The 24,603-nt window shown below is 31.6% G+C and carries 17 protein-coding genes; 15 read left to right on the top strand and 2 right to left on the bottom strand.

Features of this window, described 5'->3' with window-relative positions; all coding sequences use genetic code 11:
* Positions 1-128 precede the first annotated feature (128 nt).
* A complete protein-coding gene (locus HMPREF2663_RS01415; protein WP_070845625.1) occupies positions 129-542 on the bottom strand; it encodes a universal stress protein in 414 nt (137 codons plus the stop codon).
* 197 nt (positions 543-739) lie between these two features.
* Between HMPREF2663_RS01415 and HMPREF2663_RS01410 the strand changes: the two genes are divergently transcribed.
* The 8 genes from HMPREF2663_RS01410 to pyk all read left to right on the top strand — a co-directional run bounded on the left by HMPREF2663_RS01410 (position 740) and on the right by pyk (position 12,591).
* On the top strand, positions 740-2,038 hold the full coding sequence (locus HMPREF2663_RS01410; protein WP_002446666.1) for a DRTGG domain-containing protein: 1,299 nt from the start codon (positions 740-742) through the stop codon (positions 2,036-2,038).
* Positions 2,039-2,072: 34 nt separating this feature from the next.
* Positions 2,073-3,011 carry a DHH family phosphoesterase gene (locus tag HMPREF2663_RS01405; protein ID WP_002457815.1) on the top strand — a complete coding sequence of 313 codons (939 nt, stop codon included), beginning with the start codon at positions 2,073-2,075 and terminating at the stop codon, positions 3,009-3,011.
* 23 nt (positions 3,012-3,034) lie between these two features.
* The gene (locus HMPREF2663_RS01400; RefSeq protein WP_002476145.1) at positions 3,035-6,232 is read left to right on the top strand and encodes a DNA polymerase III subunit alpha; all 3,198 of its coding nucleotides are present in this window, start codon (positions 3,035-3,037) and stop codon (positions 6,230-6,232) included.
* Positions 6,233-6,535: 303 nt separating this feature from the next.
* On the top strand, positions 6,536-7,765 hold the full coding sequence (locus tag HMPREF2663_RS01395; protein WP_070845623.1) for an NADP-dependent malic enzyme: 1,230 nt from the start codon (positions 6,536-6,538) through the stop codon (positions 7,763-7,765).
* A 97-nt stretch (positions 7,766-7,862) separates the two neighbouring features.
* Positions 7,863-8,720 carry an acetyl-CoA carboxylase, carboxyltransferase subunit beta gene (accD, locus tag HMPREF2663_RS01390; RefSeq protein WP_001832673.1) on the top strand — a complete coding sequence of 286 codons (858 nt, stop codon included), beginning with the start codon at positions 7,863-7,865 and terminating at the stop codon, positions 8,718-8,720.
* Positions 8,720-9,664, top strand: coding sequence for an acetyl-CoA carboxylase carboxyltransferase subunit alpha (locus HMPREF2663_RS01385; protein WP_070845621.1), 945 nt, complete (start codon positions 8,720-8,722; stop codon positions 9,662-9,664). The genes accD and HMPREF2663_RS01385 overlap by 1 nt, the downstream gene beginning before the upstream one ends.
* 177 nt (positions 9,665-9,841) lie before the next feature.
* Positions 9,842-10,810 (top strand): 6-phosphofructokinase, encoded by a 969-nt coding sequence (gene pfkA, locus HMPREF2663_RS01380; RefSeq protein ID WP_002446661.1) that lies wholly within the window; start codon positions 9,842-9,844, stop codon positions 10,808-10,810.
* Between the two features lie 23 nt (positions 10,811-10,833).
* Positions 10,834-12,591 (top strand): pyruvate kinase, encoded by a 1,758-nt coding sequence (gene pyk, locus HMPREF2663_RS01375; RefSeq protein WP_002446660.1) that lies wholly within the window; start codon positions 10,834-10,836, stop codon positions 12,589-12,591.
* A 448-nt stretch (positions 12,592-13,039) separates the two neighbouring features.
* Here pyk and HMPREF2663_RS01370 read toward each other — a convergent pair whose 3' ends face one another.
* The gene (locus tag HMPREF2663_RS01370) at positions 13,040-14,398 is read right to left on the bottom strand and encodes an amino acid permease (protein ID WP_002446659.1); all 1,359 of its coding nucleotides are present in this window, start codon (positions 14,396-14,398) and stop codon (positions 13,040-13,042) included.
* A 347-nt stretch (positions 14,399-14,745) separates the two neighbouring features.
* On the opposite strand from HMPREF2663_RS01370, the gene HMPREF2663_RS01365 reads away from it, so the two are divergent.
* From HMPREF2663_RS01365 to coaE, 7 genes are all read left to right on the top strand, one after another.
* Positions 14,746-15,867, top strand: coding sequence for a citrate synthase (locus tag HMPREF2663_RS01365; RefSeq protein ID WP_070845619.1), 1,122 nt, complete (start codon positions 14,746-14,748; stop codon positions 15,865-15,867).
* A 42-nt stretch (positions 15,868-15,909) separates the two neighbouring features.
* Positions 15,910-17,178 (top strand): NADP-dependent isocitrate dehydrogenase, encoded by a 1,269-nt coding sequence (icd, locus tag HMPREF2663_RS01360; protein ID WP_070845617.1) that lies wholly within the window; start codon positions 15,910-15,912, stop codon positions 17,176-17,178.
* A gap of 424 nt (positions 17,179-17,602) precedes the next feature.
* Positions 17,603-18,313 (top strand): response regulator transcription factor, encoded by a 711-nt coding sequence (locus HMPREF2663_RS01355; RefSeq protein ID WP_001830897.1) that lies wholly within the window; start codon positions 17,603-17,605, stop codon positions 18,311-18,313.
* The gene (gene pnpS, locus HMPREF2663_RS01350) at positions 18,313-20,010 is read left to right on the top strand and encodes a two-component system histidine kinase PnpS (RefSeq protein ID WP_002446656.1); all 1,698 of its coding nucleotides are present in this window, start codon (positions 18,313-18,315) and stop codon (positions 20,008-20,010) included. The genes HMPREF2663_RS01355 and pnpS overlap by 1 nt, the downstream gene beginning before the upstream one ends.
* Before the next feature lie 308 nt (positions 20,011-20,318).
* Positions 20,319-22,949: a DNA polymerase I gene (gene polA / locus HMPREF2663_RS01345; RefSeq protein WP_070845615.1), complete on the top strand. Its 2,631-nt coding sequence runs from the start codon at positions 20,319-20,321 to the stop codon at positions 22,947-22,949.
* A 15-nt stretch (positions 22,950-22,964) separates the two neighbouring features.
* Positions 22,965-23,837 carry a bifunctional DNA-formamidopyrimidine glycosylase/DNA-(apurinic or apyrimidinic site) lyase gene (gene mutM, locus HMPREF2663_RS01340; protein WP_002446654.1) on the top strand — a complete coding sequence of 291 codons (873 nt, stop codon included), beginning with the start codon at positions 22,965-22,967 and terminating at the stop codon, positions 23,835-23,837.
* A 15-nt stretch (positions 23,838-23,852) separates the two neighbouring features.
* On the top strand, positions 23,853-24,464 hold the full coding sequence (coaE, locus tag HMPREF2663_RS01335) for a dephospho-CoA kinase (protein WP_001830774.1): 612 nt from the start codon (positions 23,853-23,855) through the stop codon (positions 24,462-24,464).
* Positions 24,465-24,603: the final 139 nt, after the last annotated feature.

The raw sequence follows: 24,603 nt of genomic DNA, 5'->3' as shown, positions 1-24,603 counted from the left end.
ATGTCTCAGGCTTCCTAATGTTGTGGCAAGTCGATTGCTGAATAAAAATTGAAATTATATCAAACCTTTTAATACAAATACTAACTCATTTATTATAGTTTTGGTATTTTAGGTTACGAGTATGTCGTTTATTTAACTATTAAAACAGGAATAGTAGCACGTTTAGCTACTTTATGACTTACGCTACCTAAAACAAATTTCTTATTGTCTTCAGCTTTTCGGTTACTAAGAACAACAATTTCATATTTACCACTATTCGCAAATTTTAATAGCTCATCCTTAGCATTGCCTCTCACAATAACTTCATCATAATCAATGCCGTAGTCTTCTAAAGTTTTAAGTGTACTTTCTAAACCTTTAGAACGTTTTTCGGTTAGCTTATCTAAATGTACGCCAGCTCTGATTGACGCTTGAGCATCTTGCTCATTAATGGCATTTAAAACTGTGACGATAGTACTTTCACCTGCTAAACGAGACACCTCTTTAAGAGCTTTCTCATTTTTAATTTGAGTGTCTACCCCAAGTAGAATATGTTTATACATAAATCATCCCTCCTCAACTTTATTTTAGTAAAGTTTTAGTGTGATTTCCATTAATATTTAAATATTTTGAATATAATCTTTAACGGTAATTTATATTGATTAATATTTAGTATTTTAGAATGATTGAACAATGATTTTTTGTACATTAAAAGTTATAATGATAAAAAGACTGTTATAAAGATATAAGAGGTAACGGGATGACAAAGAATGAACAAATAATTAAACATATTGAATCTTTATCAATAGGCTCTAAAATCTCTGTGCGAAAAATTGCTAAAGATCTTAATGTGTCTGAAGGTACTGCGTACAGAGCAATTAAAGATGCGAGTCAACTTGGAATTGTAGCAACTATTGACAGAGTTGGTACTGTTAGAATCGAGAAACGAAATAGAGAAAATTTAGATAACTTAACGTTTAATGAAATTGCAAATATTGTTGAGGGTCAAATACTTGCCGGTAGAGCTGGACTTAATAAATCAGTTTCAAAATTTGCAATAGGAGCAATGCAATTTGATGATATTCTGAAATATATAGGCAAACACACATTATTAATTGTTGGAAATAGAGAAAATGTACAGATTGAAGCTTTAAAACGAGAAACTTCAATACTCATCACAGGTGGTTTTCGTCCAAGTGCTGAAATTATACGATATGCAGATGAGCATGAATTGCCAATTATTTCTTCAAGTTATGATACATTCTTAGTTGCTAATATCATCAATAAAGCAATGTTTAATCAGAAAATACGCAAAGAAATACTTGTGGTTGAGGATATAGTTAAACCAATCAATGAATTATCAGTGTTATTTGATTCAATGACAATTCATGATTACAAAAAAATAGCAAATGAAACTGGCCATACAAGGTTTCCTATAGTAAACGAAGAATTTAAATTAGTAGGTATAGTAACAAGTAGAGAAATCATCAATATGAACGAAGAAGATCTATTAGGTAAGGTTATGACTAAAAATCCATTGAGTGTTAAATTAACAAATACGGTTGCTAGTTGTGCCCATTTATTAATTTGGGAAGGGATTGAATTATTACCAGTAACTGATAATAATAAAAAAGCTGTCGGTGTAATTAACAGACAGGATGTTTTAAAATCAATGCAATTATTAGGTAGACAACCTCAAATTGGTGAAACAGTGAATGATCAAATTGCTAAACATATTTCAATACATCAACAAGGAATAAATGTCGACGTATCTCCACTCATTACAAATCATTACGGTACTTTAAGTAAAGCAGTATTTGTTGGAATTATTGAGGAAACGATTCGTCACGAAATGAGAAAGTATAAAAAAGGTAATGTCATGATAGAAAGTATGAGTATTATCTATATTAAGACTGTACCAATTGAATCTTCTATTGAAGTACATTATGAAATGTTAGATGTTGGACGATATTTTGCTAAATTAGAAGTTACTATGATTAATAATGGTGAAAAAGTTGCTAATGCCTTAGTAATTTGTCAAATGTTTGATGGGTTTTAAAATAATATTTAGAAATTTAAAGGGAGTAATTAAAATGGAAGTAAAAATGAATGAAATAATGGAAGCATTAGAACAAAGTGAGTTAATTATTATTCACAGACATCTAAGACCTGATCCAGACGCATATGGTTCGCAATTAGGTTTGAAATATTACTTGCAAAAGAAGTTTCCAGATAAACAAATTTATGCTGTAGGAACTAATGAAGATTCTTTGAAATTTATAGGTTTGATGGATGAAATTGACAATGATATGTATAAGAAAGCGACTGTAGTTGTATGTGATACGGCAAATGCACCAAGAATAGATGACCAACGTTATGATACAGGTACCAAACTTTTAAAAATTGATCATCATCCTGCTACTGATCAGTATGGAGATATAAACTATGTTAATACCAAAGCTTCTTCCACTAGTGAAATAATTTACGAATTCATTTCACATTTCAACGATGAACATATCATTGATGAACAAGTTGCTAGATTGTTATATCTTGGCATCGTCGGTGATACTGGACGTTTTTTATTTAATAATACTACACCACGGACAATGCAAATTGCTGGAAAATTACTTACATATCCTTTTGATCACAACCAAGAATTAAACAAAATGTCTGAAAAAGATCCGAAACTATTACCATTTCAAGGCTATATATTGCAAAATTTTGATTTAAATGATAAGGGATTCTGCAAAGTTAAAATAACTAAAGACATACTTGAAAAATTTCAAATACAACCTAATGAAGCGTCTTTATTTGTAAATACAATCGCCGATATTCGAGGATTAAAAATATGGATGTTTGGCGTTGATGAAGGAGATCAAATCAGATGTAGGTTGCGTTCTAAAGGTCATATTATTATTAATGATGTCGCTAATACATTTGGTGGTGGTGGACATCCAAATGCATCTGGAGTTTCAGTAAATAGTTGGGAGCAATTCGAGCAACTCGCCGAAGCTTTAAACGACAAGTTATAATTTTTAAAAGGAGGTAAGAGACCATGGTAGCACATTTAAATATTCATACTTCTTTTGACCTGTTAGATTCTAGTTTGAGAATTGATGCATTAATAGATAAAGCTAAAAAAGAAGGATACCGTGCGCTTGCAATAACCGATACAAATGTATTGTACGGTTATCCAAAGTTTTATGATGCTTGTATTGCAGCCCACATACATCCCATATTTGGTATGACTATATATTTAACGGATGGTCTCTATACTATTGAAACAGTTGTTTTAGCAAAAAATAATCAAGGACTCAAGTCATTATACCAACTTTCTTCTGCTATAATGATGAAAAATAAAGAAGAAGTACCTATTGAATGGCTAAAAAAATATGATAAACATTTAATTATCATATTTAAAGAGGCTGAGTTGTCTCATAAGCAAATCATTGATGCGTTTGAAGGTAAGAAAGAATTGTATTTAAATCATAATAGTAATAATACATTGACTGGCAAACGTGTATGGATGCAATCTGCAAGATATTTAAATGAAGATGATGCTGAAACCATTCCAGCTTTACATGCCATAAGAGATAATACTAAGTTAGATTTAATACATGAGAAAGAAACACTTGATGAACATTTTCCTAGTATGGAAGAACTTCAAACACTAAATCTTGGTGAAGATATGATTGCTAACACGAATGAAATTGAAAAATTATGCCAAGCAGAAATTGCATACCATCAATCACTGTTGCCACAATTTGTGACACCTAATGGTGAGACTTCGAAAGATTATCTTTGGACAATACTTATACATAGGTTACAAAAATGGGAACTTAATGACAAAACTTATTTCGATCGGTTGAAACATGAATATAAAATTATTACTGATATGGGTTTCGAGGATTATTTTCTTATTGTAAGTGATTTGATTCATTTTGCTAAAACACATGAAGTGATGGTTGGGCCAGGTCGTGGTTCATCAGCGGGATCATTGGTAAGTTATTTATTAGGTATTACTACGATAGACCCGTTAAAATATAATCTTTTATTTGAAAGATTTCTTAATCCTGAACGTGTAACTATGCCAGATATTGATATTGATTTTGAAGACACGAGACGTGAAAAAGTAATTAAGTATGTACAAGATAAATATGGTGAACATCATGTATCAGGTATTGTGACATTTGGACATCTGTTAGCCCGTGCTGTTGCTAGAGATGTAGGAAGAATAATGGGTTTTGATGAAACGAGTTTAAATGAGATTTCAAAACTTATTCCACATAAATTAGGTATAACTCTTGAAGAAGCATACCAGAAGCCAGAGTTTAAAGCATTTGTTCATCGTAATCATAGAAATGAACGTTGGTTTGAAGTAAGTAAAAAGTTAGAAGGCTTACCAAGACATACGTCGACACATGCTGCAGGTATCATTATCAATGATCAACCATTATTCAAATTTGCGCCATTAACAACTGGTGATACAGGATTATTAACGCAGTGGACTATGACAGAAGCGGAACGTATAGGATTATTAAAAATTGATTTCTTGGGATTACGCAATCTATCAATTATTCATCAAATTATTTTACAAGTTAAAAAGGATTTAAATATAAATATTGATATAGAAGCCATTCCTTATGATGATAAAAAAGTGTTTGATTTATTATCAAATGGGGACACTACAGGTATTTTTCAATTGGAATCAGAAGGCGTTAGAAGCGTATTAAAAAGATTGCAACCTGAACATTTTGAAGATATCGTAGCTGTCACATCATTATATAGACCAGGGCCAATGGAAGAAATACCAACTTATATAACCCGTAGACATAATCCTAACCAAGTTGCTTATTTACATCCTGATTTAGAACCAATCTTAAAAAACACATATGGTGTTATCATTTATCAAGAACAAATTATGCAGATTGCAAGTCAAGTTGCTGGCTTTAGTTATGGTGAAGCAGATATTTTAAGAAGAGCAATGAGTAAAAAGAATCGTGCAATCTTAGAGAGTGAGCGTCAACATTTCATAGATGGTGCAAAAAATAATGGTTACGGTGAACAGATAAGTAAGCAAATTTTTGATTTAATACTTAAGTTTGCTGATTATGGGTTCCCACGTGCCCATGCTGTTAGTTACTCAAAAATTGCATACATAATGAGCTATTTAAAAGTGCACTATCCTCATTATTTTTATGCAAATATCTTGAGTAATGTAATAGGAAGTGAAAAAAAGACTGCAGCTATAATTGACGAAGCTAAGCATCAAAGAATTAGCATTTTGCCTCCCAATATTAATCAAAGTCATTGGTATTATAAGGCAAGTAATAAAGGAATATATTTGTCTTTAGGTACAATTAAAGGAATTGGATATCAAAGCGTTAAATTAATTATTGATGAGCGCCAGCAGAATGGACCTTATAGAGATTTCTTTGATTTTTCAAGACGTATACCAAAAAGGGTGAAAAATAGAAAATTACTTGAGTCTCTTATCTTAGTAGGCGCATTCGACACTTTTGGCAAAACTAGAGCGACATTATTACAAGCAATTGATCAAGTATTAGATTTAAATTCTGATGTTGAACAAGATGATATGCTTTTCGATCTTTTAACTCCTAAACAATCATATGAAGAAAAAGAGGAACTGCCTGATCAATTATTAAGTGATTATGAAAAAGAATACCTAGGATTCTATATTAGTAAACATCCAGTTGAAAAGAAATTTGAAAAGAAACAATATTTAGGTATATTTCAATTGTCTAATGGAAGTCACTATCAACCTATACTTGTTCAATTTGACCATATCAAACAAATAAGAACGAAGAATGGTCAAAATATGGCATTTGTAACTATGAATGATGGAAGAACGATGATGGATGGAGTGATTTTCCCAGATAAGTTTAAAAAATACGAAACTTCTATTTCAAAGGAACAGATGTATATCGTATTGGGTAAATTTGAAAAGCGTAATCAGCAAATGCAACTTATCATCAATCAACTTTTTGAAGTTGAAGCGTATGAACAAACAAAATTGTCTAATTCGAAAAAAGTTATTTTACGTAATGTAACCCATCTTGAACCACAATTTGAACATTCAAAAGTGCAATCTAATAAACAACATGCATTAAATATTTATGGTTTTGACGAATGTGCAAATAAGATGACAATGTTGGGACAAATTGAACGTCAACCTCAAAATTTTGATCTATTAATACAAACTTATTCACCAGCTGATATTAGGTTTATTTAACTTTTAACGATTTTTAAATTATGATATAGTTAACTGATGATTATTTCTTAATCATCAGTTTTTCTTTTATAATTATTTTTTGTTCTGATTTAACACACTAAATCTGTTTTATCAGCAGAAGAAATAATTTGAATTGCAACATCTAAAAATCAATTTACTTTCAATGATTGTACTATTGTTCTACATATTTACTAGTAAATCGTGTATATTTAAAATGATTCAGTTTTCTATTCATGGATTGATTTATGTACTGAATACATATAGTTCAATGACTTCTCACAAAATAAAATAGGGGTTGATTAAATGTCTTTAAGAGATGACGCTTTAGAAATGCATAGAGAGAACCAAGGTAAACTAGAAATTACACCAAATGTTAAAGTGACAAATAAGCAACAATTAAGCCTAGCATACTCACCTGGCGTTGCTGAACCTTGTAAAGAAATCCATGAAGATCCAAGAAAAGTGTATGAGTACACTATTAAGGGGAATACAGTTGCTGTTGTAACGGATGGAACTGCTGTTCTCGGTTTAGGTAATATTGGAGCAGAAGCAAGTATTCCAGTAATGGAAGGAAAGGCAGCACTGTTCAAAAGTTTTGCGGGTATTAATGGTGTGCCGATAGCATTAGATACAACGGATACTCAAGAAATCATAAAAACAGTTAAACTTATTCAACCCAACTATGGTGGAATTAATCTTGAAGATATATCAGCTCCTCGCTGTTTTGAAATTGAAGAAACCTTAAAGAAAGAGACCAATATACCTATTTTCCATGACGATCAACATGGTACAGCTATCGTTACTATGGCTGGGTTAATCAATGCTTTAAAAATTGTAAATAAAGAGTTAACGGATATAAAAGTTGTATTAAATGGTGCAGGTGCAGCAGGTATCGCTATAGTAAAGTTACTTCATGCTTATGGCGTGAATAATATGATTATGTGCGATTCAAAAGGTGCTATTTATTCTGGCAGAAATTTAGGTATGAATGATACAAAAACATATGTAGCAAAGTGGACGAATAAAGATAAAGTTGAAGGTTCACTTGAAGAAGTGATTAAAGATGCAGATGTTTTTATAGGTGTATCTGTAGCGGATATATTGACGCAAAATATGGTGAAGACAATGGCTGATGACCCAATTATTTTTGCTATGGCTAATCCTAATCCTGAAATCAATCCCAATGAAGCCAAACAGGCAGGTGCAAAGGTTGTGGGTACTGGTCGATCTGATTTTCCGAACCAAATTAATAATGTATTAGCTTTTCCAGGTATTTTTAGAGGCGCTTTGGACGTTGAAGCTACTCATATTAACGAACATATGAAAAAGGCAGCTGTAGAAGCTATCGTTCATTTAATCGACGAAAGTGAGTTACATCCCGATTATTGTATACCAGGACCATTTGATAAAAGAGTAGCTCCATCAGTAGCCAAAAATGTAGCTAAAGCTGCTATGGAATCCGGTGTAGCAAGAATTAAAATTGATACACAAGAAATATTTGATAAAACTATGAAACTTACTGACTTAAAATAGATTAAACGAATAGCTATATTTTAGTACTATTACGACTTTTACAAAATATGTAAAGTCTTTTTAAATGAAGTAACAGAGGATATTTGGAGGTTTACCAATGTTTAAAGATTTTTTTAATCGAAGTAAGAAAAAGAAATATTTAACAGTTCAAGATTCTAAACAAAATGATGTACCTGCTGGTATAATGACAAAATGTCCTAAATGCAAAAAAATAATGTATACAAAAGAATTGAATGAAAATTTAAATGTATGCTTTAATTGTGATCATCATATAGCTTTAACCGCATATAAAAGAATAGAAGCAATTTCAGACGAAGGGTCATTTATAGAATTTGATAGAGGTATGACATCTGCTAACCCATTAGACTTTCCTGGATATGAAGAAAAAATTGAAAAAGATCAGCAGAAGACTGGACTTAATGAAGCGTTAGTGTCTGGTACTGCGAAATTAGATGGAATACAATATGGTGTTGCAGTTATGGATGCTCGTTTTAGAATGGGAAGCATGGGCTCAGTAGTTGGTGAAAAAATATGTAGAATTATTGATTATTGTACAGAACATCGTTTGCCATTTATTCTGTTTTCTGCGAGTGGTGGAGCTAGAATGCAAGAGGGAATTATTTCTTTAATGCAAATGGGGAAAACTAGTGTTTCTTTAAAAAGACATTCTGATGCAGGACTATTATATATTTCTTACATAACTAATCCCACTACTGGAGGGGTTTCTGCAAGTTTTGCTTCGGTTGGGGATATTAATTTAAGTGAACCTAAAGCACTAATCGGATTTGCTGGTAGACGTGTTATAGAACAAACAATTAATGAAAAGTTGCCTGATGATTTCCAAACTGCTGAATTTTTACTAGAGCATGGTCAACTTGATAAAGTCATTCATCGAAAAGATATGCGTGAGACTTTATCAAATATTTTAAAAATCCATCAAGAGGTGAGTAACTAATGTTAGATTTTGAAAAACCACTTTTTGAAATTAGAAATAAAATTGATTCTTTAAAAGAATCTCAAGAAAAAAACGAAGTTGATCTTCAAGATGAAATAGATATGCTGGAAGCATCATTAAAAAGAGAAACAACAAAAGTTTATACTAATCTGAAACCTTGGGATCGTGTTCAAATCGCTCGTTTACCAGAAAGACCAACCACATTAGATTATATTTCCTATATTTTTGATTCATTTATTGAGTTACATGGCGATAGAACTTATAGGGATGATCCAGCAATGATTGGTGGAATTGGTTATCTAGATGGTAAGCCAGTAACAGTTATAGGCCAACAACGTGGTAAAGACACGAAAGATAATATTTATCGTAATTTTGGTATGGCTCACCCTGAAGGGTATAGAAAAGCTTTGCGTTTAATGAAACAAGCAGAGAAATTTAATCGTCCAGTATTTACTTTTATAGATACTAAAGGTGCTTATCCGGGTAAAGCAGCTGAAGAAAGAGGTCAAAGTGAATCAATTGCAAAAAATTTGATGGAAATGGCTTCATTAACTGTACCAGTTATTGCTATTGTTATTGGTGAAGGTGGAAGTGGCGGTGCTTTAGGTATTGGAATCTCAAATCGTGTTCTGATGCTTGAAAATAGTACTTATTCAGTTATTTCACCTGAAGGTGCAGCTGCACTTTTATGGAAAGATAGTAACTTAGCTCAAATTGCCGCTGAAACTATGAAAATCACTGCACATGATTTACTAGATTTAGGTATCATAGATGAAGTGATTAATGAACCTCTTGGTGGTGCACAAAAAGATGAAGAAGTGCAAGCCTTATCAATTAAGAAAATGTTCCTTAAACATTTAAATGAATTGAAGCAACTCACACCTGAAGAATTAGCAAATGATCGTTTTGAAAAATTTAGACAAATTGGTTCGGTTGTGGAGTAATTTTGTATAGCTATTAGTCTAATTGTTAGGCTTTTAGCTCTTTTTTTTATGTTGTAATAAAAATTACATTTTTAAAACGTTTACATCTATGAATTGTCTTTCTTTTAATGGAACGTTAAAAAAATTTATGGTAATTTAGAGTTGAAGATAAATCTAGTTAAGGAAAGGTATGTCGTCATGAAGAAGATTGCAGTTTTAACTAGCGGAGGAGATTCTCCGGGTATGAACGCTGCTGTTCGTGCAGTGACTCGAACAGCAATTTACAATAATATTGAAGTTTATGGTGTTTATCAAGGTTACCAAGGTTTACTTGATGATGATATTCATAAGCTTGAATTGGGTTCAGTAGGGGATACAATACAACGAGGAGGAACGTTTCTCTTTTCCGCAAGGTGCCCTCAATTCAAAGAAGAGGATGTACGTAAGAAAGCTATTGAGAATTTACGTAAGCGTGGTATCGAAGGTTTAGTTGTCATTGGAGGAGATGGCAGCTATAGAGGGGCACAACGAATTAGTGAGGAATGTAAAGAAATTCAAACAATTGGTATTCCAGGTACAATTGATAATGATATTAATGGTACGGATTTTACAATTGGTTTTGATACTGCATTAAACACTATTATTGAATCAGTCGATAAGATTAGAGATACGGCATCAAGTCACGCAAGAACGTTTATTGTTGAAGTTATGGGGCGTGATTGTGGAGATTTAGCATTATGGGCTGGATTATCTGTAGGAGCTGAAACGATTGTTTTACCAGAAGTCAATACAGATATTAAAGATGTAGCTGAAAAGATTGAACAGGGTATCAAAAGAGGAAAAAAACATTCTATCGTTATGGTTGCAGAAGGTTGTATGAGCGGCCAAGAATGTGCAGATGAGTTAACGAAGTATATTAACATTGATACACGAGTTTCAGTGTTAGGTCACATTCAACGTGGCGGTAGCCCATCTGGTGCTGATCGAGTATTAGCTTCTCGACTTGGCGGATATGCTATTGAACTTTTAAAACAAGGCGAGACAGCTAAAGGTGTTGGCATTAGGAATAATCAATTAACTTCTACACCGTTTGATGAAATTTTTGCTGAAAATGATCGCAAATTTAATAGTCAAATGTATGAATTAGCAAAAGAATTATCAATTTAAATTTATTTGGGAGGATTATAAAAATGAGAAAGACTAAAATTGTATGTACAATAGGACCAGCTTCAGAATCAGAGGAAATGCTCGAAAAATTAATGAATGCAGGAATGAACGTTGCGCGTTTAAATTTCTCACATGGTAGTCATGAAGAACATAAAGCAAGAATTGATACAATTCGTAAAGTTGCTAAACGTTTAAATAAAACAATTGGCTTGTTATTGGATACTAAAGGGCCAGAAATTCGTACGCACAATATGAAAGATGGGCTTATTGTTTTAGAAAAAGGCAAAGAAGTCATTGTAAGTATGGATGAAGTTGAAGGAACACCTGAAAAATTCTCTGTAACATATGAAAATCTAATCAATGATGTCAATATTGGTTCATATATACTATTAGATGATGGTCTAGTTGAACTTCAAGTCAAAGAAATTAATAAAGATAAAGGCGAAGTTAAATGTGATATCTTAAATACTGGTGAATTAAAAAATAAAAAAGGTGTTAACTTACCTGGTGTTAAAGTTAATTTACCTGGTATCACTGATAAAGATGCCGATGATATCAGATTTGGTATAAAGGAAAATGTAGACTTTATAGCTGCAAGTTTTGTAAGACGTCCTAGTGATGTTTTAGATATCCGTCAAATTCTTGAAGAAGAAAAAGCAGAAATAACAATTTTCCCTAAAATTGAAAACCAAGAAGGTATCGATAATATTGAAGAAATTCTTGAAGTATCTGATGGATTAATGGTAGCACGCGGTGATATGGGTGTTGAAATTCCGCCAGAAAGCGTACCAATGGTTCAAAAAGATTTAATTAGAAAATGTAATAAATTAGGAAAACCTGTAATTACTGCGACTCAAATGCTTGATTCTATGCAACGTAATCCACGTGCGACACGTGCAGAAGCAAGTGACGTAGCTAATGCAATATACGATGGTACTGACGCGGTAATGTTATCAGGAGAAACTGCAGCAGGTCAATATCCAGAAGAAGCTGTTAAAACTATGCGCAATATTGCAGTTTCTGCTGAAGCAGCGCAAGACTATAAAAAATTATTAAGTGATCGTACTAAATTAGTTGAAACATCATTAGTCAATGCAATTGGTGTTTCTGTTGCACATACTGCCTTAAACTTAAATGTAAAAGCTATAGTAGCAGCAACTGAAAGTGGTTCAACAGCACGTACAATTTCTAAATATCGTCCACATTCAGATATCATTGCTGTAACACCTAGTGAAAAAACTGCTAGACAATGTGCAATTGTATGGGGAGTAAATCCTGTAGTTAAAGAAGGACGTAAAACAACTGATGCTTTACTAAATAATGCTGTAGCAACAGCAGTCGAAACTGGTAGAGTTTCAAACGGGGATTTAATTATTATTACTGCTGGTGTACCTACTGGAGAAAAAGGAACTACAAATATGATGAAAATCCACTTAGTAGGTGATGAGATTGCTAAAGGCCAAGGTGTTGGTAGAGGATCTGTTGTAGGCCACGCAATTGTTGCAGATAGTGCAAGTGACTTAGAAGGTAAAGATTTATCTGATAAAGTTATCATTACAAATTCTGTTGATGAAACATTAGTACCATATGTTGAAAAAGCTATAGGTCTAATTACAGAAGAAAATGGTATTACTTCACCAAGCGCAATTATAGGTTTAGAAAAAGGTATACCTACTGTTGTTGGTGTAGAACAAGCAACTAAAGAAATTAAAAATGATATGTTAGTGACTTTAGATGCGTCACAAGGTAAAGTGTTTGAAGGTTATGCTAACGTTCTTTAATTTAACAAATGATAAATTAAAAAAGAAGATTTGATAATCACAAAGCTTTAAAGCTATTCATAAGAGAGCCTGGAACATTGATTTATGTTCCAGGCTCTTATTATTAGGGTAGTTAATTATTGAAATTAAAAATGATTAAATCAACCTTTTTCAATACTAGTTATCGATTTTAAGGTAAAACATCAAATGTCATCTGTATCCTAATTTATTCTTTTTAAAACTTACAAAACAAATTATAAAAAATTATATATATAGGGATTTTTCTGTGTTTAATAAAAAAAGTAATAGAAGAATGATTCATTGAAAAATAAAAATTGTAGAAATTAACAAGATAAGATCAGAGGTTTCTAGATGACATCAATTAGTAAAAAGTAAGAAAAGTATATCATTAAAACAAATTAAAAAATCGACACTAGTAATCAGAAATTACTAAGTGTCGATGTAAATTTTATCGTGCTTCTTTATTAGCTTTTTTGTATCTTAAGTACATTAAACCTAATAAAATAAACCAAATAGGCGTGCAGTAAATCGCTCTTCTTGTATCAACATTAATAAATAACAAGGCAAATACAAAAACAAAGAAAATAAGAATAAGGTATCCCATGTATTGACCGCCTGGTAGTTTATATGTTGCTTTCTTATGAAGTTCTGGATTTTTACGACTATAGTTAATATAAGCAATAATAATTAATGCCCAAACCACAACAAATAATACTGTAGAAATCGTAGTTACATAAGTAAATACAAGTGTTGCATCAGGGAATATGTAATTCAGTAGCGCTGCAATTAACAATAAAGCTGATGATGCAATGATCGCTTTATGTGGCACACCATGTTTATTAGTACTAGCAAATGTTGGTGGTGCTTGATTTTGGTTTGAAAGTCCATAAAGCATTCTGCTGTTTGAGAAAATACCACTGTTACATGAAGAGGCAGCAGCTGTTAAAACAACGAAATTAATTATTCCTGCTGCAAATGGTATACCAATTAATGCAAACAATCTAACGAATGGACTATTATCTGGATCTACTTTATCCCATGGAATAATAGACATGATGACTGCTAATGCACCTACATAAAAGATTAAAATTCTAATAGGTACACTATTGATAGCTTTAGGTATAGTTTTTTCTGGATCTTTTGTCTCGCCTGCAGTAACACCAATCATTTCAATACCAACAAATGAGAACAATGCCATTTGGAATGACATAAAGAATCCAGAAGCTCCTTTTGGAAAAATTCCATGTTGATACAAATGAGTTAAACTTGTGTTACCAAATGGTGTCTTGAATGCGAATAAAATCATGATTACACCTATAACGATTAATGCAATGATTGTAACTATTTTGATGATTGCGAACCAGAATTCAAGCTCACCAAACAACTTTGCACTTAATAAATTGAAAGACATTAGAATAAGTACACAAAATAAAGCACTAATCCAATTAGGTATATCTGGGAACCAAAAACTTATATATTTGGCAACTGCAGTCACTTCAGCCATACCAGTAATAATCCAGCATAGCCAGTAAGTCCAACCAGTTACAAATCCTGCGAACGGTCCTATATATGTGTTGGTCACGTCAGCAAAAGATTTGAAGTTCGTATTTTGAATAATAATTTCTCCCAATCCACGCATGAACATAAATAACATGAACCCTATAATAATATAAGTAAGTAATATTGAGGGACCAGTCATTGCGATAGTTTGTCCGGCACCTAGGAACAGACCAGTTCCTATAGCACCTCCGATGGCAATTAATTGAACATGTCTATTGCTCAATTCTCTTTGTAAATTCTCAGCCATAAGACAACTCCCTTACTATAAGATATATATATTATGCACTTATAATGCAATTTATACAATTCTTTTCGAAAAAAAGTGTGAAAATTCACCATAATTATTATTAATATTTTTTAATCATTCTTGATAACTAAACGAAAAGACATAATCAATTGTGATTTTTTGGAGGAGATAAGTATGGGGAAACCTGTGTTGTTAGGGGTTTTAGAAAGCAAATATTATAAGTGGTGACTAGTGATTTTTCTTGTACTGATATGAGAATGTTTTTAATGTTTCACAAATTGTTTGAATTTAGCTATAATATTTATTGAAAGCCATTTCATAAAGAAACAGTAAAGGGGAAATTTATCATGGCAGAATTAAAAAGAGGTTTAGAAGGGGTTATTGCAGCTGAAACTAAAATTAGCTCAATAATTGACAGTCAGTTAACATATGCGGGCTATGATATTGACGATCTCGCAGAAAACGCGCAATTTGAAGAAATAATTTTTTTACTATGGAATTATAGACTTCCTAATGAAAAAGAGCTAAGTGAATTAAAAGAAAAATTATTTGATTATATGACTCTTAACACTAGAGTATACAAGCATTTTGAGGAGTATGTGACAGATCATGTACATCCAATGACTGCTCTACGTACATCAGTATCTTATGTAGCTCATTTTGATTCAGAAGCGGAAAATGAATCTGATGAGAATAAATATGATAGAGCTATTCGTATTCAAGCTAAAATCGCTTCTTTAGTAACGGCTTTCGCTAGAGTTAGAGACGGTAAAGAACCTGTTAAACCTAATTCTGAACTTAGTTATGCAGCAAATTTCTTATATATGTTAAGGGGAGAACTACCAACAGAAGTTGAAGTTGAAGCATTTAATAAGGCATTAATTTTACATGCTGATCATGAACTTAACGCATCTGCATTTACAGCACGTTGCGCAGTATCTTCGTTATCAGATATGTATTCAGGTGTTGTTGCAGCTATTGGTTCATTAAAAGGACCATTACATGGTGGCGCAAATGAACGAGTGATGTCAATGCTTAAAGAAATAGGTAGCATTGATAATGTTGATCACTATTTAGATGAAAGATTTGCAAATAAAGATAAAATTATGGGCTTTGGTCATCGTGTTTATAAAGATGGTGATCCAAGAGCTAAATATTTAAGAGAAATGAGCCGTAAAATCACTGAAGAAACAGGGCAAAGTGAACTGTTTGAAATGTCATTAGCCATTGAGAAGAGAATGAAAGAAGAAAAAGGACTTATTCCTAATGTCGATTTCTTTAGTGCTACAGTCTATCATAGTATGAATATTCCACATGATTTATTCACACCAATATTTGCAGTAAGTCGTGCTTCTGGTTGGATTGCTCATATTTTAGAGCAATATCGAGACAATAGAATTATGCGACCAAGAGCTAAATATATAGGTGAACAAAATCGTAAATATGTGCCTATTGAAGAAAGATCATAAAATAAATTAGTATTATAACTTAAAAATATGGAGGTTAATTGTATGTCTGCAGAAAAAATAACACAGGGTAAAGATGGTTTAAATGTACCTAACGAACCTATTATTCCGTTTATTATTGGTGATGGTATTGGACCTGATATTTGGAAAGCAGCTAGCCGAGTAATCGATGCAGCTGTTGAAAAAGCGTATAATGGAGAAAAACGTATAGAATGGAAAGAAGTTTTAGCAGGTCAAAAAGCTTACGATGAAACTGGAAAATGGTTGCCACAAGAAACGTTAGAAACAATTAAAGAATATTTAATTGCTGTTAAAGGTCCTTTAACAACTCCAATTGGTGGTGGAATTCGTTCGTTAAACGTAGCACTGAGACAAGAGTTAGATTTATTTACTTGTTTACGTCCGGTACGTTGGTTCAAAGGCGTTCCTTCACCGGTTAAACGACCTGAAGATGTTGATATGGTTATTTTCCGTGAAAATACCGAAGATATATACGCAGGGATAGAATTTAAACAAGGTACGTCAGAAGTAAAAAAAGTTATCGATTTCTTACAAAATGAAATGGGAGCAACAAATATTCGTTTCCCCGAAACTTCTGGTATTGGTATAAAACCAGTATCCAAAGAAGGTACAGAACGTCTAGTAAGAGCGGCTATTCAATATGCAATTGATAATGATCGTAAATCAGTAACTTTAGTTCATAAAGGTAATATTATGAAATTTACTGAAGGTTCATTTAAGCAGTGGGGCTATGATTTAGCTCATAATGAATTTGGTGATAAAGTGTTTACATGGCAACAATATGATGAAATTGTTGAACAAAAGGGTAAAGATGCTGCGAATGAAGCACAAAGTAAAGCTGAACAAGAAGGTAAAATTATTATTAAAGACTCTATCGCTGATATCTTCTTACAACAAATATTAACACGTCCAGCTGAACATGATGTTGTGGCAACTATGAATTTAAATGGTGACTATATCTCTGATGCTCTCGCAGCTCAAGTTGGAGGCATTGGTATTGCGCCTGGTGCTAACATTAACTATGAAACTGGACATGCTATTTTTGAAGCAACACATGGTACTGCACCTAAATATGCTGGTTTAAATAAGGTTAATCCGTCATCAGAAATTTTAAGTTCAGTTTTAATGCTGGAACATTTAGGTTGGCAAAAAGCCGCAGATAAAATCACTGACTCTATTGAGGCAACAATTGCTTCAAAAATCGTAACATATGATTTTGCACGTCTTATGGATGGTGCAAAAGAAGTTTCAACATCTGATTTTGCTGATGAACTAATTAAGAATATTAGATAATTTTTACTAACTTTTTTATAAAAATTTCAAAGAACCTGAGACATAAAATATTAGTGTCTCAGGTTTTTTTGTATGATCAATGAATTTAAAATAAGCCTAACATTTTTTTACTTCATTGCGACCCAGTAGATAGAATATCATCAATAAATTGTACAAACACAGCAAGTTGGAATTGGGATAGAAATGTTTATTTAATACAAATTTAACCCACTTCTTATCTTGAACAATCACTCTGTTTAAATTTCATATTTCTTTTAATAAAGTTTCCTTCAAGAAAATATAAGTCGATGTTACTATCATGTATAATTATTACGGGTAAAATTATAACTTTTATTAAGATTATGTAAATTTGATGTGTAGCTATATTATTTCCATTTAAATATCAGTTATAATATAAATGTATAAAAAGATTAGGAGGCACACTATGTCACAAAAAATATTAGTGGTTGATGATGAGCAATCCATCGTGACCTTACTAAAATATAATTTAGAAACAGCAGGGTATATAGTCGAAGTCGCTTATGATGGTGAAGAGGCATTGAAAAAAGTTGAAACAGAACAACCGGAACTAATTGTATTAGACGTTATGTTGCCAAAAAAAGATGGTATAGAAGTATGTAAAACAATCAGGTCTGATAAAAATTTAGTACCGATTTTAATGTTGACAGCAAAGGACGATGAATTTGATCGGGTTTTAGGACTAGAACTAGGTGCAGATGATTATATGACAAAACCATTTTCACCTAGAGAGGTAGTTGCCAGAGTTAAAGCAATATTAAGACGTTCTCAATTTGTTAATGAAATTGAAAAAGAAGATGTTGATGATGAAGATATTATCATTGGTTCAATTAGAATACGACCTGAATTCTTTGAAGTCTATAAAGAAGATGAATTATTAGAATTGACGCCAAAAGAATTTGAATTGTTATTATATTTAATTGAAAGACAAGGAAGAGTTATTACCCGAGAACATATGTTGAATTCAGTGTGGAATTATGAATTCGCTGGAGATTCTCGAATTGTTGATGTACATATAAGCCACTTAAGAGATAAATTGGAAGAAAATCCTAAGCAACCTAAATTGATAAAGACTGTACGAGGTTTAGGTTATAAACTGGAGAGACCTAAAGCTTAATGTTGAAGTTTCATCTGCGTTTATTACTATTAATTAGTACTATTACAATCATTAGTTTTATTGGTTTAGGCGCTATCATTCACAACACAATTTATCAAACATTAACTAGTAATCAAATTAAAAGCTTAGATAGTGAAGCTCGTAATTATATTAATCTCTTTAATAATAATAAAGAGAAAGAAATCACTAATATAGCTCATAATGAAAAAAATATCATATTAATAAAAGAGAACGATAAAGATAAAATTATTTACTCAAGTGGAAATATTAAAAATATTGACCATAGAATTGATAATGAAGCTAATCCTTCGAAATTAATCAATAAAAATACAAAACTCGGTATGCGTTACACCTATAAGAATACAATAGATAATAAAACAATATACATAAGTGGAATTAATAATGAAATTATTGATTTACAAAAGGATTTATGGAAATATTTGTCTATTGTTGGAGTCATTGTATTATTTACGGTTTATTTAGCAAGTAGAAGTATCAATCGAACATATATTAGACCTATCAATGAAGTAACTTATGCTACATCACTTCTTGCAGATGGATATTACCATGTTCGTGTTCCAGAAAGTAATGTGAAGGAAACTAGAGCATTATTTGTGACTACAAATGACTTAGCGCGACGATTGCAAAAATTAAACAATAGTCAAAAAATTCAATCCAATAGATTAAAAACTACCTTAGAAAATATACCGAGTTCAGTACTGATGATTGATAAACATGGAGAAATTGTAGTTGCTAATCATGCTTATTATCAGGTGTTTAACCCTGATCAAATGGTAGAAAATAAAAGTTACATTGGTTTCATAGATGATAGTATCGAAAAATTGATTATTGAAAGTTTTAGAACTGAAAAAGTTATCTATGAACAATTAGAAGTTGATATTAATAACGTACATACTAAATATTTCGATGTATCTTGCATCCCCATTTTAACTAAATCTAAAAAAAATTTACAAGGTATGGTGGTTGTGCTTCATGACATTACTAATTTGCAGAAATTAGAAAACCTTAGAAGGGAATTTGTTGCTAATGTGTCACATGAACTCAAAACACCGATTACTTCAATCAAAGGTTTTGCAGAAACTCTGATTGAAGGTGCTAAAAATGATGAACAATCGCTTGATATGTTTTTAAATATTATTTTAAAAGAATCTAATAGAATAGAGTCATTGGTTACAGACTTATTAGATTTATCACATATTGAACAGCAAAAAGAACTTGAAATAAATTACATGAATTTGTCTGAATTAGCTATTAATATAATAGATAATTTGCAAACACAAGCACAAAATAAGAGAATCAAAATACAATCTGAAATCGAAAAAGATGTCATCATTGAGGCACATGAAAATAAAATAGCGCAAGTTATTACTAATTTACTATCAAATGCTATAAATTATTCCTCAGAAGATAATAAGGTAATAGTAAGAGTATATAGAAATGACAATAAAGTTTATTTAGAGATTCAAGATTATGGTATTGGTATAAGTGAAACAGATCAAAAGCGTATATTTGAACGTTTCTATCGTGTAGATAAAGCGAGAAGTAGAGATTCAGGTGGTACAGGACTTGGTCTTTCTATAACAAAACATATTGTTGAAGCACACAATGGTAGAATAGACGTTAAAAGTGAACCTGGCAAAGGTTCGATATTCAAAGTTCTATTTAATGATAATTAAATTTGAGGGCACTACATTGTTGGTACAGACAAAGTGGTGTCCTTTGTTGTAGTGATTATTTAGAAATATAATGTTAAGACTTATGCTATTAATTAAAATCAAAATACATATTGTCATTGACAGACATAAGATGAGTGCAAACTCATAGATGGGAAATTTTTAAGAAGCATTTAACTTAATATTTTTTTAGCATTTATAAGTTAACTATTAGTAATAGTTAATGCGTAGCGAGTACTAAACTCGCTTACTCGTTATGTATTTGTATATATGCTAAAATATATGTAAATCTGTTCTGGAGGTTACGTATTTTGAATAAATTAGTATTAATAGATGGTAATAGTTTAAGCTTTAGAGCGTTTTATGCTCTTCCTTTACTTTCAAACCATGCAGGTATTCATACAAATGCAGTTTACGGCTTTGCTATGCTTTTAGAAAAAATAATTAAAGAAGAAAAACCGAATCATTTTTTAGTTGCATTTGATGCAGGTAAAACGACTTTCAGACATTCTAAGTACAGTGAATATAAAGGTGGTCGTCAAAAAACTCCACCTGAACTAAGTGAACAATTTCCATATATTCGTCAACTATTAGATGCGTATCATATTAAAAGATATGAACTTGATAATTATGAAGCTGATGACATTATAGGAACATTAAGTAGACAAGCTGATGAAGCTGATTTTGAAACCATTATCATTACAGGTGATAGAGACTTAACTCAATTAGCCACTGATAATGTTACAATATATTATACAAAAAAAGGTGTTACCGACGTTGATCATTATACACCTGAATTTATAGCAGAGAAATATCAGGGGTTAGTGCCGAAACAAATTATCGATATGAAAGGTCTAATGGGGGATACCTCTGACAATATTCCTGGAGTCGCTGGTGTCGGCGAAAAGACGGCAATTAAATTACTTAATCAATTTGAGTCAGTAGAAGGGGTCTATGAACATATTGAGGAGGTTACTGCAAAAAAATTAAAAGAAAAACTCATTAATAGTAAAGCTGATGCCTTAATGAGTAAAGATTTAGCAACAATCAATGTTCACAGTCCGATTGAAGTATCATTAGAAGATACAAAATTAACTCTTCAAGACGACACTGCAGAAAAAATTGAACTATTTAAAAAGCTAGAATTTAAACAGCTACTAGCAGATATAGACACACCTTCTAATAATGAAGAAGTTATAGATAAAACTTTTGAAATTGAGCAAGACTTTCAAAATGTAGATTTGAATGATTTAAATGAAGCGGTAATACATTTTGAACTTGAAGGTACTAATTATCTTAAAGACGCTATTCTCAAATTTGGTTTTTATACAAATCATCAACATGTAGTAATAAATGCTGATGATGTAAAGAATTATAAAAATTTAGTTCGATGGCTTGAAGATAAAAATACAACCAAAATTGTCTATGATGCAAAAAAGACTTATGTATCTGCTCATCGATTAGGGATTAATATAGAAAATATTGAATTTGATGTTATGTTAGCAAGCTATATTATTGACCCATCACGTTCTATTGATGACGTTAAATCTGTTGTAGGTTTATATGGACAAAATTATGTAAAAGATAATATTACAGTTTTTGGGAAAGGTAAGAAACATCATATACCTGAAGAATCAATTTTAAACGAACACATTGCTTCCGTGACAGAAGCTATATCAGCTGTAACTCCAATCATGAAATCACAGTTAGAAGATTATAATCAAATTGAACTGTTGAAAGATTTAGAATTACCATTAGCAAGAATTTTAAGTGAAATTGAAGAAATTGGTATATATACCGATATCAATGATTTGAAAGAAATGGAATTCGAAATTCAAAAAAAATTAGATGTATTAATTTCCAATATTCATGAGTCTGCTGGTGAAGCATTTAATATAAATTCTCCTAAGCAATTAGGTGTTGTTTTATTTGAAACATTACAATTGCCTGTCATTAAGAAGACCAAAACGGGCTATTCAACAGCTGTAGATGTATTAGAAAAACTACAAGGTGAGCATCCTATTATAGATGATATTTTAGAATATAGACAACTTTCTAAGTTGCAATCTACGTATGTAGAGGGATTACAAAAAGTAATAAGCAAAGATCATAGAATTCACACACGTTTTAATCAAACGCTTGCTCAAACTGGTAGATTATCTAGTGTAGATCCTAATTTACAAAATATACCTATACGATTAGAAGAAGGAAGAAAGATTAGAAAGGCTTTTAAACCAACTTCTAAGGATAGTGTGATTTTATCTGCTGATTATTCACAAATTGAGTTACGTGTACTTGCGCATATCACGCAAGATGAAAGTTTAAAACATGCATTTATAAACGGACATGATATTCACACTGCAACAGCAATGAAAGTATTTAATGTTGAATCTGATCAGGTTGATAGTTTAATGAGACGTCAAGCAAAAGCTGTTAACTTTGGTATTGTTTACGGCATCAGCGATTATGGATTGAGTCAGAGCTTGGGTATCACTAGAAAAAAAGCTAAAGCATTTATTGATGATTATTTAGCTAGTTTTCCAGGTGTAAAACAATATATGTCTGACATTGTTAAAGATGCAAAAGCGCAAGGTTATGTAGAAACACTACTTCATCGTCGTCGATACATTCCTGATATAACAAGTAGAAACTTTAATTTAAGAAGTTTTGCAGAAAGAACAGCAATGAATACGCCCATTCAAGGTAGTGCGGCTGACATAATAAAATTAGCAATGGTTAAATTCAGTGAAAAGATTAAAGAAACTAAATATCATGCTAAGTTATTATTACAAGTTCATGATGAACTCATATTTGAAATACCAAAATCAGAAGTAGAAGATTTTAGTAAATTTGTAGAAGAAATTATGGAACAAGCATTAGTGCTTGATGTACCTTTAAAAGTAGATTCTAATTATGGTGCAACATGGTACGATGCTAAATAAAGAAAGGATAATATCATGCCTGAACTACCTGAAGTTGAACATGTTAAAAGAGGTATTGAGCCATTAATAAAAAGTGCAAAAATAGAGAAAGTAACTTTTGCTAAAAATGTAATTAACGGTAAGAATAATCACCGTGAGACGATTATAAAAGGTATGGAATTAGATACTTTTAAAAAACTTACTGAAGGTTATGTTATAAAAAAAGTTGAAAGAAGAAGTAAGTACATTATATTTTATATAGCCTATCATGACGAGGACAGAATCTTAGTTAGTCATTTAGGTATGGCAGGCGGTTTTTTCGTTGTTAATAACCTTGATGAGATAAGTACACCGAATTATCGAAAGCATTGGCAAGTCATTTTCGATTTGGATAATGATCAAAAATTAGTCTATTCTGATATCAGACGGTTTGGAGAAATCAGAAATATAGTCAATTTTGATAGTTATCCATCTTTATTAGAAATCGCTCCAGAACCATTTGAAGAGGTGGCATTTGAACACTATTTAGAATGTTTGACTTTGAAAAAATATAAGAACAAACCAATAAAACAAACGATTCTTGATCATCGTGTTATAGCAGGAGCTGGAAATATCTATGCCTGTGAAGCTTTATTCAGAGCTGGTATTACTCCGGATAAAATTACAAATTCACTCACTAAACAAGAAAGAAAATCTCTCTTTTATTATGTTCGAGAAGTTTTAGAAGAGGGTATAAAATATGGAGGTACTAGTATTTCAGATTATAGGCACGCAGATGGTAAAACAGGACAAATGCAATTACATTTAAATGTATATAAACAAAAAAAGTGCAAGGTTTGTGGTCATTCGATTGAAACAAAAGTGATAGCTGGAAGAAATAGTCATTTTTGTCCAAACTGTCAGAGATAAAGGAAGAGTGAAATAATGTCTAAAGTGATTGGGATAACAGGTGGTATTGCCACTGGAAAATCAACTGTTTCAGAATTATTAACAGCATATGGGTTTAAAATAGTAGATGCTGATATTGCTTCACGCGAAGCAGTTAAAAAAGGATCTAAGGGACTTGAACAAGTTAAAGAGATTTTTGGGGAAGAAGCAATTGACGAAAATGGTGAGATGAATCGTCAATATGTAGGAGAGATTGTTTTTAATCATCCTGACTTACGCGAGGCTCTTAATGAAATAGTTCATCCTATTGTAAGAGAGATAATGGAACAAGAGAAAAACAATTATCTAGAACATGGATATCATGTAATTATGGATATCCCATTGTTGTACGAAAATGAATTACAAGATACTGTAGATGAAGTTTGGGTGGTTTACACTTCTGAAAGTATTCAAATCGATCGTTTAATGGAAAGGAATAATTTATCATTAGAAGATGCAAAAGCACGTGTATATAGTCAAATATCTATAGATAAAAAAAGTAGGATGGCAGATCATGTGATAGATAATCTAGGTGATAAATTAGAACTTAAACAAAATTTACAAAAATTACTTGAAGAAGAAGGGTATATTCAATCTGAGAGTGAATAGTAAATATAATGAAAATCGTATAGAATGCTTTTATATTGTTATCACTAAGTGTATGTATTATAAATAAATAATTACATATTAAACACTAACAATTAGAGCCACAAATTAGGCTGGGACATAATTCCTAGCAAAATAGCCA

Source organism: Staphylococcus sp. HMSC077D08, assembly GCF_001837945.1.
Lineage (GTDB): Bacteria > Bacillota > Bacilli > Staphylococcales > Staphylococcaceae > Staphylococcus > Staphylococcus epidermidis.
Note: the sequence above shows the minus strand (reverse complement) of the source record. Positions and strands in the feature narration are given on the sequence as shown.

Bases quoted from the DNA above. Each gene is read 5' to 3' on its own strand.
- pfkA (WP_002446661.1), top strand. From the start codon at position 9,842: ATGAAGAAGATTGCAGTTTTAACTAGCGGAGGAGATTCTCCGGGTATG.
- HMPREF2663_RS01365 (WP_070845619.1), top strand. From the start codon at position 14,746: ATGGCAGAATTAAAAAGAGGTTTAGAAGGGGTTATTGCAGCTGAAACT.
- accD (WP_001832673.1), top strand. From the start codon at position 7,863: ATGTTTAAAGATTTTTTTAATCGAAGTAAGAAAAAGAAATATTTAACA.
- HMPREF2663_RS01355 (WP_001830897.1), top strand. From the start codon at position 17,603: ATGTCACAAAAAATATTAGTGGTTGATGATGAGCAATCCATCGTGACC.
- HMPREF2663_RS01410 (WP_002446666.1), top strand. From the start codon at position 740: ATGACAAAGAATGAACAAATAATTAAACATATTGAATCTTTATCAATA.
- pyk (WP_002446660.1), top strand. From the start codon at position 10,834: ATGAGAAAGACTAAAATTGTATGTACAATAGGACCAGCTTCAGAATCA.
- HMPREF2663_RS01400 (WP_002476145.1), top strand. From the start codon at position 3,035: ATGGTAGCACATTTAAATATTCATACTTCTTTTGACCTGTTAGATTCT.
- HMPREF2663_RS01415 (WP_070845625.1), bottom strand. From the start codon at position 542: ATGTATAAACATATTCTACTTGGGGTAGACACTCAAATTAAAAATGAG.
- mutM (WP_002446654.1), top strand. From the start codon at position 22,965: ATGCCTGAACTACCTGAAGTTGAACATGTTAAAAGAGGTATTGAGCCA.
- pnpS (WP_002446656.1), top strand. From the start codon at position 18,313: ATGTTGAAGTTTCATCTGCGTTTATTACTATTAATTAGTACTATTACA.
- HMPREF2663_RS01405 (WP_002457815.1), top strand. From the start codon at position 2,073: ATGGAAGTAAAAATGAATGAAATAATGGAAGCATTAGAACAAAGTGAG.
- coaE (WP_001830774.1), top strand. From the start codon at position 23,853: ATGTCTAAAGTGATTGGGATAACAGGTGGTATTGCCACTGGAAAATCA.
- icd (WP_070845617.1), top strand. From the start codon at position 15,910: ATGTCTGCAGAAAAAATAACACAGGGTAAAGATGGTTTAAATGTACCT.
- HMPREF2663_RS01370 (WP_002446659.1), bottom strand. From the start codon at position 14,398: ATGGCTGAGAATTTACAAAGAGAATTGAGCAATAGACATGTTCAATTA.
- HMPREF2663_RS01395 (WP_070845623.1), top strand. From the start codon at position 6,536: ATGTCTTTAAGAGATGACGCTTTAGAAATGCATAGAGAGAACCAAGGT.
- HMPREF2663_RS01385 (WP_070845621.1), top strand. From the start codon at position 8,720: ATGTTAGATTTTGAAAAACCACTTTTTGAAATTAGAAATAAAATTGAT.